The following is a 13999-nucleotide window of genomic DNA, read 5'->3' on the forward strand; positions in this document are numbered from 1 at the left end:
TAGGGAGTATGCAATATATTAATAATGAATCCTATGATCCATATTTCAATATGGCCCTCGAAGAACATACAGTAAAATTCCTTGACCCCGGTGAAGAATACTTCATCCTCTGGCAGAACCGGCCGGCTGTTATTATCGGCAAAAATCAGAACGCCATCGAGGAAGTCAATCTAAAATACACCAAAGAGCATGGCATAGCCGTGGTTCGCAGGCTTTCCGGCGGCGGGGCGGTTTACCATGACCTGGGCAATATAAATTTTACTTTTGTAGTAAATTACCGGCCAGAGGATTTCAACAGCATTGAGAGGTTTGCCCGGGCTGTGGTGAGGGCACTGGACAGATTTGGAGTTAAATCTGAGTTTACAGGCAGAAACGATATTACTATCGATGGAAAGAAAATCTCCGGTAATGCCCAATACCTTTACAAAAAGAGACTGCTCCACCACGGAACCCTTCTTTTTGACTCTGATGTTACAAGGCTTTCGGAGGCTCTAAATGTGAAAATAGACAAGATATCCTCCAAAGGCGTAAAATCCGTTAAAAGCCGGGTGACAAACATAAAAGAATATTTGAAACAGGATATCAGCGTAAAGGAATTTAAAGAACTGCTGGCAAAATACATCTTCGAGGTAGAAGACCAGCCCTTTAGAGAATATCAATTAACAGCACAGGATCTGGAAAACATAAACAGGTTAAGAGAGGATAAGTATTCCACCTGGGAATGGAACATTGGATATTCACCGGAATTTGATCTCACAAAATCCCAGCGTTTCGATGCCGGTGAGGTGGAAGTCAAACTTAACGTAAAAGATGGAATGATCACTGCCATAAAATTTTACGGCGATTTTTTGAGCATGAGGGATGTGGCTGAAGTGGAAAATCTTTTAACAGGGTGCCGCTATCGGGAAGAAGACATAAAAAAGGCCCTTTCAAAAGTTAACCTGGAAGAATATTTCGGTAAGATCTGCCTTCATGACCTGTTAAATTTGATATTATAGGCTATAGATCAACATCATCAGGTTTATATATTTAAACAAAAATTTTGGCCGCATGATGCGGCCTTTTTGTCTATTTATTTTGTGAATACGTGGTTTCCTATTTTATATAACACAGGTTTTGACAAAAGCCATTTGTTGGAAATTTTAGCAGGATTGAAGAAATACAATGCTCCACCGGTGGGATCTACCCCTGCCAGCGCGTCATCGGCGGCACTCAGGGAGTCCTTGTTTGGTGTGATATAGTCCAGGCGCCCTTCCTCTACCGGAGAAAACTGGTATAATCCCAGCTCATCGATCTGATAAACCACATCCTTGATGGTATTCGGGAAATCCGGGCTTTTCACGCGGTTTACCACTACAGCCCCTACTGCTACCTTGCCGTCATAAGGCTCCCCTTCGGCTTCTGCATGGATGAGCTTTGCCAGAACCATCCGGTCTTCGGCGGTGTAGTATATGCCTGAGCTGGATTTTACATAGGCATCCCTGTCGATATATCCTCTTGAAGGAAGTTCTCCGGAACGCTCGGGAGCGGTGGCAGGGACCTGAGCACTATGCGGAATCAGAAGCCTCATACCGGGGTAAATATCATCCCCGATAAGCCCGTTAAGGTCTTTCAAATCCTGCACCGTCACTCCGTAAGCCCTGGAAATCAAGAAAAGAGTGTCTCCTTTTTGCACCGTTATTCTCCGATACGGACTTTTCTGCGGGATGTAGAGGGCCTGTCCCACAAAAATCTCATCGGAAGAGAGGCCGTTTAAACTTTTCAACTCCTGCAAATCTATACCGTAGCGGCGACTTATGAGATAAAGGGTATCTCCTGATTTTACTATGTATTTCTCCGGTAATAGCAGAACCTGTCCGGCTAAGATCTGGTCATTGGCCAACGTATTGGCCGAAACAATTTTTTCCATCGGGACTCCGGTGCTCTTGCTCAGGAGAAAAAGCGTGTCGCCGGGCTGAACGGTATAAACCTGGGCCTGGGCCGTCCCTCCCAAAAGGAGAAAAAATGTGACTGCAAATGCTGCGATATTCAGTTTTTTGAATAGTTGCATTAACCATCATCTCCTTTCCCTGGGTCCATTATACTATAAACCCAGGCCCTATTTCATCAAGTAAATTCCACCAATGAAAATGCTGGTAAAAAACTTCACAAGCTGATACAAGGCCACTTGGACCGCTATCGTTTCAGATACATTATAAGTTTTCCTTCTTCAGTGGAAATGGAAGCTATCTTCAAATCTTGAGGCAACGGGGGAGGTGTAAACTCCATATTATAATCCTTCATCAGTTCCTTAATTACTTCCGGGGGCAGTATCACGCCATTAAATTCCAGGCTCTTTGGGGTAAATTTTATCTTCTGTTCTTCCGTCAACTCAAGGCTGCATGTTATCGAATAGAGCGGCACGCTGCTTTCGGGCTTCTTTTCCGATACTGTCAGGCCTTCCCGGTGAAAGGTAAAGTAGACATTTTTGAGTTTTTCATCTTTTGAAAGCAGTTTTTGTGTAAGGCTGGTATCTTTAAATTCCGCCCGCGCCGTAAGGGTGAACCAGTTCACCTTCAGGTCATCGGGACTTATACTTGTCCATGGAAGTGCAGTAAGGTTTTTAAGCAGGTAATCCAGAGAAGGCAGCGCTTCCTGCCAGTTCTCGCTCATTTCCTCGAGAAAAGATGTATCCTTTAGCAGCATTCGTGCATGGGCGAGTTCCCTCTGCTTTTCGGCTATGGTCGCCTTAAGTTCCTCAAGGGCTTTTTTTGCCTGCTGTTCCAGCTCTTGAATCCGGTTTTGTTTTTCCATTATTTCCAATTCCTCCTGTTTTCGGCGAGAGATAAGGGATTTGGTCTCAACAATCATATTATTATAGTATTCCATAATGAATATGATGTTGTCGAGGCGGCGGAAAAAATCTCCCATATCTTCTGCACCCACCAGGACACCCAGAAAATTGCCCATCCCCCCCTTAAAGCTAAAAACTATCCACCGGGAGAGCCTTTTTTGCCGGTCCCTGACATCCCGGTCCAGCCTGGATAATTCCTTGCGCTTTTGGGAAAGGCTTTTTTTAAGTTCATTGTTCTGGGCTGAAAGCTCATTCACCCGGTTTTGAAGGGCCAGCACCCGGGAGTCCAGCGCCAGGATTTCTTCTATTAGTTTTTGCTCGGTGCTTTTTACCTGAGTTGTTGAATTGCCTGGAGGATTGGCGGTATTTATAAAGGTATTTGGTATACCTGACACGCTGTTTAAAACAAGGGGATTTGATAGTGTTAACATGAAAACCAATACGGGCATTATTTTTCTCAATATCTTGCGGAAAATCGTCATGATGTTCGTCGTTTCAGCATATTTATTTATAATTTATATTGATTTCTATGTCAGAATCATTATTATGGTGTAGAAACGACTGTCTACACCTGAATCATTATGTAAAAATCGATGCTGAAACGGACAGCCTCCTTAAGTTAAAATATTCTACGGAAAACAAAAATATCCTTTAATACAGTTGTTAAAACATCTTGTTGAACATTACATTATGAAAGCTGTATAATGAAAAGGCGGAGGTGTTAATTTGAATCAGTCGGTAAAAACTTACCTTGGTCTGCTGGCAGTGGCTTTTTTCTGGGGAACATCTTTTTCCGTGTCGAAAATAGGCTTAAGGCAACTTCTACCCATGCATCTGGCGATTCTTCGTTTTTCACTGGCATCCATCATCTTTTATTCCCTGCTCATAATGTTTTACAGAAATAACTCCATAGAAAAAAAGGACCGGCCGCTTCTCTGGTTTCTTGGAGTTCTGGGGGTTTCATCCTACTTTTATATCCAGTATACGGGTCTTAAATTGACCACCACTGTAAATACGGCTATAATCATAGCCATAAGCCCCATCTTTACCATAATATTTTCATCTCTGGTATTTCATCAGGAAAGCCTCACTTTAAATAAAATTGTTGGAGCTATCCTGGCCTTTTCCGGCATTTTCCTGATATTTGCCGGTTCCACCGGTATGTCCCTGGGCAAAGACACGATGGCAGGCGATCTTTTGATCCTTTCCAATTCCGTGGCCTGGGCGCTTTTTACCGTGCTGGGGAAAAAACTGGTGGAAAAGTACGACCCCTTTATGGTCATGGCATATATCAATATCTACGGCACCATCACCATGCTCCCTCTGGCCTTCACTCCGACCTTTGTAAATTCCGTGAGAACAATAGGGCCCATTACATGGGGAGCGGCTCTTTACCTTGCAGTCACATGTTCCGTTTACGGATATTTCATGTGGTACCGGGGGGTAAAGGTCCTGGGCGCTTCCCGCACAGCCGTATTCAATTATATTAATCCACTCTTTGCGGTGGCCATAGGTATATTGTTCCTGAAAGAGCCGGGAAATATTTATACTCTTCTGGGTGGAGCGGCGGTCCTGGCGGGGGTGTATACGGCTTCCCGAAGCGGGGAGAAGTTCCGTCATAAAGGAGAGCTGGTATCTTCTGACCGGCTTAAATGATGTTTAAGGACTTTCCAAAGTTTATCCATATAGAAGGATTTTTATGGGTATTGTAGAAAGTAAATATTAAACTTGAGAAGCGGGAGATGATTTTTTTGAATATGCAAGAATTAAAGAAAAATGCCCGGGAAAAGATGAAAGGCTACTGCCGGGTATGTAGAGTATGTGATGGAGTGGTGTGCGCCGGGGAGGTTCCGGGCATGGGAGGTACGGGCACAGGAGCTTCTTTTAAGGCGAACGTTCAGGCTCTGGCCGATGTAAAACTAAATTTAAGGACTTTTCACGATGCCAAGAGTCCCGACATATCCTGCGAGATTTTTGGGAGAAAACTCTCCATGCCCATCCTGGCAGCGCCCATTACCGGCTCGGAATACAATATGGGCGGCGCCGTGCCCGAGGCGGAATTTATTCATATGGTAATTTCCGGTAGTAAGCAGGCAGGGACCATGGGTATGTGCGGGGATGGCGGAAACCCCGTGTTTTACAGCTCCGGCCTTTCTGCCATTGAAAAAGAGGGGGGTCATGGCATCGCCGTCATCAAGCCGAGGGAAAACCATAAGGTCATTGAAATGGTAAAGCGCGCCCAGGATATAGGGGCTGTAGCCGTGGGCATGGATGTGGATGGCGCTGGCCTTGTAACCATGGCGCTGATGGGCCAGCCGGTGGGGCCGAAAAACGTGAAAGAACTAAAAGACATAATATCACATACAAAACTTCCTTTTATACTCAAGGGTATCATGACCGTGGATGAGGCAAAACTGGCCGTAGAAGCCGGAGCCAGGGCCATAGTGGTTTCAAACCACGGCGGGCGCATACTGGACTATACCCCGGGTGTGGCCGAAGTATTGCCAGCCATTGCAAATACGGTTAAAGGCAAAATAACCATTTTTGCCGATGGTGGCGTCCGCTCCGGTGTGGATGTATTGAAGTACCTGGCTCTGGGGGCCGACGCGGTGCTGGTGGGAAGGCCTATCATCATCGGGGCCTTCGGCGGAGGTTCAGAAGGAGTCAGGCTGGTACTGGATACCATGGCCGGTGAACTGAAACAGGCCATGATACTTACGGGATGCAGTAATCTGGAAGAAATAACGGATCGGGTGATATACAGGAATTAGCTACTGAAAGGGGATAATATATGAAACTTGCCCTTTTTTCCGACATCCATTCCAATTTATACGCTCTGGAAGCGGTGTTATCCGACATTGAGAAATTTTCTGTGGATACTGCCATCTGCTGTGGTGACCTGGTGGGATACGGTGCCCACCCCAATGAAGTAGTAAAACTTATATTTGAAAAGGACATATCCACCGTAATGGGAAACTATGATGATGGTGTGGGGTTTGACCGGCTGCTCTGCGGTTGTGATTTTAAAAATGAAGAAGAGGCCCGGCGGGGTGAAAAATCTCTGCTCTGGACCAGGCAGAAAATAACTTCCGAAAACAAACAGATACTCAAACAGTTACCCCGCAAACTCGAATTTGAGATTGAAGGCAGAAAGGTGCTGGTAATACACGGCAGCCACCGGGCCCTCAACGAATATCTTCATGAGAAATTGCCACAGGCGGAAGTGGCTAGATTATTTGAAGAAACCGGGGCCGACATCATCTTCTGCGGCCATACCCACATCCCCTATGTGAGAAGATACAAAGACAAATTTCTCGTCAATGTCGGCACTGTTGGCAAACCCAAGCCCCATGCACGGGTTGTGAAGCGTTTCAGCAATGATGCCATGTGGATCTATGCGGACATCAACAAAGATGACATTTTGTTTAAGCTCATGCTGGTACCGTATAATTTTGAAAAGAGTGCTGAGGCCATAGAGGAAGCCGGCCTTCCCCACCACTTTGCCGATTATATCCGGGGAATAAACCCCGACTTTTGATTGACCGGTATATGCCGGTCCTTTCTATTTATAGTAATTTTACCATTTGATCGCAATATCTTACAAAAGGAATTGACCGCCATTTATAGAATTATTAATCTAAAACAAACATGTTTTGCGGTAGTTTCAACAAAAGCGGGGGAGGGATTTTATGCACAGACTGGAAAAAATGATTTCGGCTATTGAAATAATCTTGAGACATGTACATGAGGGTATAGTCATTGCCGACAGAGAAGGCCGAGTGGTCTATGTCAATGATGCCAATGAGAGGATCACTGGTCTTGATAATAAGAAGATTCTGGGCAGGTATGTCAAAGATGTGGTTCCCGAGTCTTCTCTTATAGAAGTCATTGAGACCGGCAGGGAAAAGCTGGGGACCAGGACCAGGGTAAGGGATAAATATGTCATTTCCAATATTGTACCTATATATGACGGGGCTGAAATCATAGGCAGCATATCGGTATTTCTGGATATTACCGAGGTGGAAAATCTAAACATAAAGTTGAAAAAGGCCCAGGAGCAGATAGATAAACTTTCCAAACAGCTTTCCACCTTTTTGGGGGATGGGCAGTTTATAGTTGGTAAGAATCCCATGATGCAAAAAGTCATTTATATCGCCCAAAAAGCTGCCGGAGTAAATTCCAATGTGCTCATTACAGGAGAAAGTGGCACAGGAAAGGAAGTTATGGCACGATTTATTCATAATGCGGGCCCCCGCAAGGATAAACCCTTTGTGGCCGTAAACTGCGGTGCCATCCCTGAAACTCTTCTGGAAAGCGAGCTCTTCGGATACGAGCCCGGGGCTTTCACGGGGGCAGGAAACAGGGGTAAAGCAGGAATTTTCGAACTGGCCAATGGCGGTACTATTTTTTTGGATGAGATAGGAGACATGTCCCTTTCCCTGCAGGTGAAACTTCTAAGGGTTTTACAGGATAAGGAAATTCGGCGGTTGGGCGGCATCGACAAGATAAAACTTGATGTCAGGGTAATGGCAGCCACCAACAAACCTCTGGAGAAAATGGTGGCGGAAAAGACCTTCAGGGAAGACCTTTATTACCGTTTAAATGTTATTCAGATAAGCCTTCCTCCACTTCGGGAAAGGAAAGAGGATATCCCGCTATATGTTAGATTCCTGCTGGATAAGCTGTCGGGACAATTAAAGGCTGCATGTCCCAAGATTTCGCCGGGGGCTATGAAAGCCCTGATGAATTATGATTTCCCGGGCAATATCAGAGAACTGGAAAATATCCTGGAAAAAAGCATGGTTATGGATGAGGATGGAAATATTGACACTGATGACCTGCCGGATATTTTAAGCGCCCATACCGGTGCCCGGGGTTTTTATGTTGAGACCGAGGGAAGATGGCCCACTTTGAAGGAAGTAGAAAAAACATTGCTTGAAAAAACTCTTGCGGTTTTTAGCAATAAGACCAGGGCCGCCGAAGTCCTTGGTATTTCCAGGGCAACCCTTTACAGGATGCTGGATGAGTCGACCGGAAAAGGTGTCTCAAGATGAAACAAAACTCCGGGAAATATTATGGTTATAGATTTTTTTGATTTTCAATAATTTAGTCGGGATGGTCAATGAATAAACGTCTATAAATGACACATATTGATAATAAAGTGTATAAAAAAGATACAGTTTTAAACATGCAAAGATTTCGCCGCCATTTATCAAAAGGTTAAAAACCGGAATGGCAGCGGTCTTGCGGTAATTAAAATTTTCGACATAATACTGGCATGTCAATTGCATGATATTTTAAACAGATAATATTATTTGGCCCTATTGAAATTTCATCATAGTTGCCAATTAAAAAAAGGGTCAGGAAAACAGGAGGTAATTGACATGCTGGATGATTTAACCAAAATGGCAGAACCATATAAAATCAAGATGGTGGAGCCGCTGAAAATCAGGACGAAGGAGGAGAGGATAAGGCTCATAAAGGAGGCCGGATATAATCCTTTTTTACTAAATGCGGAAGATGTATATATTGATTTACTGACCGACAGCGGTACTTCGGCCATGAGCGACAATCAGTGGGCCGGCATGATGCTGGGAGACGAATCCTATGCGGGCAGCAAGAATTACATCCACCTGGTAGAAGTGGTAAAAGACATCTTTGGTTACAACTATGTGGTACCGACCCATCAGGGGCGCGGTGCGGAAAAGGTGCTGTTCCCCGTTCTGGTGAAAAAAGGCCAATATGTGGTGGGAAACATGCATTTTGATACCACCAAAGCCCACATCGAGCTTTCGGAAGGCATTGCTGTGAACCTGGTCACCAGGGAAGCGGAGGATGTAGGAAACTACCATCCCTTCAAGGGTAATTTTGATATAGAAGCGTTAAAAAGTTTTATAGAAGAAAAAGGCCCCGAGAACATTGCCTTCATCCTGGCCACCGTCACCTGCAACAGCGCAGGAGGGCAGCCCGTATCCATGGAAAATATCAAAGAAGTGAGAAAAATGGCCGACAAATACGGCCTGTATCTCTTCTTTGACGCCGCCCGCTTTGCTGAAAACGCATATTTTGTGAAACAGCGGGAAAAGGGATATGAAAACAAAAGCATAAAGGAAATCGTAAGAGAGATGTTTTCCTACGGCGACGGTTTTACCATGTCGGCCAAGAAGGACGCCCTGGTAAATATCGGCGGCTTGATTGCAATAAAGGATGACGTGGAACTTTTTACAAAGGTTAAGACCATGCTCATACCCATGGAAGGCTTTGTGACTTACGGCGGTCTCGCAGGCCGCGACATGGAAGCCATGGCCCGGGGCCTTGAGGAAGTGCTGAGTGAAGATTATCTTTCCTGGCGCATAAATCAGGTAAAATACCTGGGAGACAAGCTCCGAGAAGCGGGAATTCCCATTCAATATCCCACTGGCGGCCACGCGGTGTTTATCGACGGTAAAAAGTTCCTTCCCCATGTGCCCCAGGAGCAGTTCCCATCCCATACCATATGCGTGGAACTGTATATTGAGGCTGGCATCCGGGCAGTGGAAGTCGGAACTCTTCTGGCGGGCAGGGACCCCGTCACAAAGAAAGAAATACTGCCTGCTCTGGACTTTGTGAGATTAACCATTCCGCGCCGGGTCTATACCAATAGCCACATGGATGTGGTGGCGGAAGCGGTGAAGAGGGTATATGCCAGGAGAGACAGCATTAAAGGATTGCGCTTTACCTATGAACCTCCCATCCTCCGTCACTTTACCGCACGGCTGGAACCGGTGGAATAACATTATCGAACTTCAAACATCAAACCTAATTTTAAGAAAGGTGGTGCATTTATGGAAAATTTAGAAAGGGACCAGTGGAAATCAAGAGCAGGATTTATCTTCTCCACCGTGGGTGCTGCCGTGGGTCTGGGAAATTTCTGGCGTTTCCCGTTTATGGCCTATAAAAACGGCGGCGGGGCATTTCTTATCCCGTACTTCTTTGCTCTTTTGACAGCCGGTGTTCCCCTGATGATCATGGAGTTTTCCTTCGGCCACAGGATGAAGGGAGGAGCTACCCTTTCCTTTGCGAAGCTTGGGAGAAAGTGGGAATTTATAGGTTGGTGGCAAACCATGGTACCACTTATTGTCATGTGCTATTATTCCACTATCATTGCATGGAGTTTGAACTACCTTATATTTTCCTTTACTCAAGCCTGGGGAGCCGACCCCAACGCTTTCTTCGGCGGCAAGTTCCTGGGCGTCTCCAGCGGCCCATGGGACCTGGGAGGATTCCGCTGGACTATTGCTCTGGGAGTAATAGTTGTATGGCTGCTCAATTATTTCATCACAAAAAACGGTATATCCGGCGGCATTGAAAAAGCCTGTAGAATCATGACCCCGCTTCTGGCGGTGCTCATGGTAATTATAACCATTAGAGGTCTTACCCTACCCGGAGCCACTTACGGCCTCAACTGGTTTTTAAAACCGGACTTTTCAAAAATCATGGATCCACAGGTCTGGATCGCCGCATACGGCCAGGTGTTTTTCTCCACAACCCTGGCGGTGGGCGTCATGATAGCCTACGCCAGTTACCTGCCTGAAAAATCCGATATAGTCAACAACTCCTTCATTACAGTGTTTTCCAACTCCAGCTTTGATTTCCTGGCGGGCCTGGCGGTTTTCAGCATCCTGGGATATGCGGCGGTGGCATCCAATGTCCTCTTTGACAAAGTAGCTGCCAATGGTGCCGGAGTCGCTTTTGTGGCTTTCCCCAAGGCCATCAGCATGCTGCCCATGCCAAAGATCTTACAGAATATATTTGGAATAATGTTCTTCTTCAGCCTGTTTATAGCGGGTATTTCGTCTAGTATTTCCATGCTGGAATCCTTTGCTACGGCAGCTCTTGACAAGTATGATATAAGCCGGGAAGAGATAATAAAGAGGATTTCCATCGGCGGATTCATCGGCAGCATGTTTATTGCTACCGGCGCAGGTGTACACATACTGGATATCGTTGACCATTTTGTATCGAGCTACGGTATAGCCCTTCTGGGCTTAATAGAAGCCATAGTTCTTGGATACGTGTACGGCACAGGAAAAATTAAAGAACATGCCAACCTGTATTCGGATTTCAAGATCGGCTGGTGGCTTGATTATTGCGTGAAATACCTCACTCCGCTGATGCTGGGTTACATGTTCATCCAGAATCTTATAAACGAGTTCAAGGCTCCCTATGCCGGTTACCCCATGAGCGCAATTATTGGCCTGGGATGGACGGTGGCGGTGGGCATGCTTCTTGTGGCCCTGTACCTATCCGGCAGGCCCTGGACCAATCCGCATATAAGCCTTGATAGAATCGAAGACAGGGCGGTGAGCAAATGATGAACTATACAGGAATGGAACCCGGAGCCATTGTGATGCTCATATTCGGTCTGGTACTGCTATACGGCGGTCTTGCCACATTTATAACTATAGCCATCAAAAGGGTACAAAATAAATAGTGTGTTCCCCTGCAAAAAATATTAAGACGGTTCATCTTCTATGAACCGTCTTTTTTCGAATTTCATTTTCTCATACATTAAACCTGAACACCACCACATCCCCATCTTTCATCACATAATCCTTGCCTTCGGACCTCAGCAAGCCCTTTTCCCGCACTGCCTGCTGGCTGCCGCAGGCTATAAGGTCATCGTAAGCTACCACCTCAGCCCGGATAAATCCCCGCTCAAAGTCGCTGTGGATTTTACCTGCAGCCTGAGGGGCTTTGGTCCCCTGCTTTATGGTCCAGGCCCGGACCTCCTTGGGGCCTGCCGTTAGAAAAGTAATGAGGCCCAGAAGCCGGTAACCGGCCTTTATAAGCCTGTTTAATCCCGGTTCTTCAAGGCCATATTCGGCCAGCAGCTCCTTTTTCTCATCATCAGGAAGTTCAGCCAGCTCAGCTTCAATCCTGGCACAAATAGGGATCACTTCTGAACCCTCTGCGGCGGCATATTCCCTTACTTTTTTGACATAATCGTTTTCCGTTTCAGAGATTAAATCATCTTCCGAAATGTTGGCAACATATATTACAGGCTTGGAGGTAAGCAGAAAAACCTGTTTTACTATTTCCTGCTCTCCTTCGGAAAATTCCTGAACCCGGGCCGGCTTGTTCTGTTCCAGGCCTTCCTTCAGACGTTCCAGCACCGAAAGCTCCTGTAAATATTGCTTTTCTCCGGATTTTGATTGTTTTTTCACCCGATCTATCCGCCGTTCCAGCACCTCTAAATCGGAGAATATTAGCTCCAGGTTAATGGTTTCAATATCCCTTATGGGATCAACTTTCCCTTCCACATGGACTACATTTGAATCCTCGAAACATCGGACCACATGGGCGATGGCATCCACTTCACGGATATGCGAAAGAAATTTGTTGCCAAGGCCTTCACCGCGGCTGGCACCTTTTACAAGGCCAGCTATATCCACGAACTCTATGGTGGCGGGGGTCACCTTTTGGGGATGTTCCATTTCCGCCAGTCTGTCCAGCCTTTCGTCAGGCACCGCCACCACACCCACATTGGGCTCTATGGTGCAAAAGGGGTAGTTGGCACACTCGGCCCCGGCTTTTGTTATAGCATTAAACAGGGTGCTTTTACCCACATTGGGCAGCCCCACAATTCCTATCTGCATTTCTTATCTTCCCTTCAAACATAAAGTATTTCCACGGCTTTTATTATACCAGTCAGGTTTCATGATGTAAACAAGCGGATACGATGCTTGTAATTTATAAAGAAAAATAATACAATAAAAATATGGGGAGAGGAATGCGGATATGTGGAAATGGAGAATCGCCACAATTTTAATTATAATCTCGATTGTTATTACCGGCTGCAGTTTACTGCCAACCAAAACAAAAACCACCGCCGTATTGCCTGAACTGCAGCAGCCCCCGGAAGGTGCGGTATATAATAACGGCAATTTCATCGGGTATTCCGATGCCTCCGATCACGGATATAGCATGGCTATTGTAACTATTGAAAATGATAAAATCATGAATGTAATATTAAAGGAATTTACGGAACTTTCTATTGAAAAAGATTTTTCCACCTATGAATATAAACCCTCGGTTAAAGCCCACCAGCAGCTTCCCCGGAAGTTTATAACAGCCGGTAATTCCCAGGTAGATGGCATCAGCGGCGCTACCGCCAGTTCTATGCGCTACAGGCAGGCGGTGGAACGGGCTCTTTCCAGTGCTAGAAAACAAAAATCAACTAATATTTATTTTAACGGCACTTTTCAAGGGAGGTCCAAAGCCGACAACCATGGTTATGGAATTGCCCTTGTAAAAATACAGAATGATAAAATTAACGGTGTCGAGATAAAAGAAGTAAATGAAAAGGGCGAGTTGAAGGACTTTAACACATATCCTTACGAGCCTTCCAGAAAAGCTTACAGGGAAATTCCCGGACAATTTGTAAAGAAAAATTCGCCGGATATAGACAATTTTACCGGTGCCACTCACAGTACCGAAAAATACAGGGAAGCAGTGGCCAATGCTATGGCTAAGGCAAGGATAATTAAGGAATTGCCGGATTTGATAGATGGCACCTACACTGCGGTTTCCGATGCTGACAACCAGGGATATTCTGAAGCCGCGGTGACTGTGGAAAATGGTATGATTGTCGATGTGAAACTGAGAGAATACGATGAGCTTTCGACAGAGAAGAATTTTTTTACGTATAGATATGAACCTTCCGTAAATGCCAACCGGGAACTGCCCTGGGCGTTTATTTCAGCTCAGTCGCCCCGGGTGGACGCCGTTACGGGGGCCACCCACAGCAGCACTCATTACTCTCAGGCTGTAGAAAGGGCACTTGCAAAGGCATCATGGCATAAAAGCCAGCAGAAATATTTTAATGGGGTTTTCCAGGCTAAATCCACCACCGATAAACATGGTTACTGTGTTGCCATTGTGAAACTCCAGGATGATAAGATTCAGGATGTTACATTAAAAGATGTCGATGAAAAGGGCCAGTTGAAGGACTTTGAAAACTACCCATATGAGCCCTCGAAAAGGGCTCATGCCGAACTTCCTGCAAAGTTTGTGAGGTCCAATTCCTATCAGGTGGATGTAGTTACCGGCGCCACCCACAGCTCGGAGAAATATAAGGAAGCGGTAAAAAAAGCCCTGGAAAGCGCAACTTTAAGGTAATGGGAA

The 13999-nt window shown here is 45.6% G+C and carries 12 protein-coding genes; 9 read left to right on the forward strand and 3 right to left on the reverse strand.

Annotated features, from left to right (window positions below):
* The first annotated feature begins 8 nt into the window (after positions 1-8).
* A complete protein-coding gene (gene lplA, locus D2962_RS03610; RefSeq protein ID WP_122014172.1) occupies positions 9-998 on the forward strand; it encodes a lipoate--protein ligase in 990 nt (329 codons plus the stop codon).
* 74 nt (positions 999-1072) lie between these two features.
* On the opposite strand, the gene D2962_RS03615 is transcribed toward lplA, so the two are convergent.
* A complete protein-coding gene (locus D2962_RS03615) occupies positions 1073-2050 on the reverse strand; it encodes a LysM peptidoglycan-binding domain-containing protein (RefSeq protein WP_120765401.1) in 978 nt (325 codons plus the stop codon).
* A 125-nt stretch (positions 2051-2175) separates the two neighbouring features.
* Positions 2176-3315, reverse strand: a complete 1140-nt coding sequence (locus tag D2962_RS03620; RefSeq protein ID WP_162991087.1) for a coiled-coil domain-containing protein — start codon at positions 3313-3315, stop codon at positions 2176-2178.
* Between the two features lie 244 nt (positions 3316-3559).
* On the opposite strand from D2962_RS03620, the gene D2962_RS03625 reads away from it, so the two are divergent.
* The 7 genes from D2962_RS03625 (at position 3560) to D2962_RS03660 (ending at position 11306) form a co-directional block, all read left to right on the forward strand.
* Entirely contained in the window at positions 3560-4489 is a 930-nt protein-coding gene (locus D2962_RS03625) for a DMT family transporter (protein WP_120765399.1), read from the forward strand.
* A gap of 95 nt (positions 4490-4584) precedes the next feature.
* On the forward strand, positions 4585-5604 hold the full coding sequence (locus D2962_RS03630) for an alpha-hydroxy-acid oxidizing protein (RefSeq protein WP_122014174.1): 1020 nt from the start codon (positions 4585-4587) through the stop codon (positions 5602-5604).
* Between the two features lie 20 nt (positions 5605-5624).
* Complete coding sequence (locus tag D2962_RS03635; RefSeq protein ID WP_122014175.1) at positions 5625-6371, forward strand: metallophosphoesterase family protein; 747 nt, start codon at positions 5625-5627, stop codon at positions 6369-6371.
* Positions 6372-6522: 151 nt separating this feature from the next.
* Positions 6523-7887 carry a sigma-54 interaction domain-containing protein gene (locus D2962_RS03640; RefSeq protein WP_120765396.1) on the forward strand — a complete coding sequence of 455 codons (1365 nt, stop codon included), beginning with the start codon at positions 6523-6525 and terminating at the stop codon, positions 7885-7887.
* 330 nt (positions 7888-8217) lie between these two features.
* Positions 8218-9606 carry a tryptophanase gene (locus D2962_RS03650; RefSeq protein ID WP_120765395.1) on the forward strand — a complete coding sequence of 463 codons (1389 nt, stop codon included), beginning with the start codon at positions 8218-8220 and terminating at the stop codon, positions 9604-9606.
* 51 nt (positions 9607-9657) lie between these two features.
* The gene (locus tag D2962_RS03655) at positions 9658-11187 is read left to right on the forward strand and encodes a sodium-dependent transporter (protein WP_122014177.1); all 1530 of its coding nucleotides are present in this window, start codon (positions 9658-9660) and stop codon (positions 11185-11187) included.
* Positions 11184-11306: a MetS family NSS transporter small subunit gene (locus tag D2962_RS03660; protein WP_222927666.1), complete on the forward strand. Its 123-nt coding sequence runs from the start codon at positions 11184-11186 to the stop codon at positions 11304-11306. The genes D2962_RS03655 and D2962_RS03660 overlap by 4 nt, the downstream gene beginning before the upstream one ends.
* Before the next feature lie 70 nt (positions 11307-11376).
* Here the strand turns inward: D2962_RS03660 and ychF are convergent, their stop codons facing one another.
* Positions 11377-12471, reverse strand: coding sequence for a redox-regulated ATPase YchF (ychF, locus tag D2962_RS03665; RefSeq protein ID WP_122014178.1), 1095 nt, complete (start codon positions 12469-12471; stop codon positions 11377-11379).
* Between the two features lie 142 nt (positions 12472-12613).
* On the opposite strand from ychF, the gene D2962_RS03670 reads away from it, so the two are divergent.
* Positions 12614-13993, forward strand: coding sequence for an FMN-binding protein (locus D2962_RS03670; protein WP_122014179.1), 1380 nt, complete (start codon positions 12614-12616; stop codon positions 13991-13993).
* Positions 13994-13999: the final 6 nt, after the last annotated feature.

The sequence above is a fragment of the Biomaibacter acetigenes genome, from assembly GCF_003691585.1.
Classification (GTDB): Bacteria; Bacillota; Thermosediminibacteria; order Thermosediminibacterales; family Tepidanaerobacteraceae; genus Biomaibacter; species Biomaibacter acetigenes.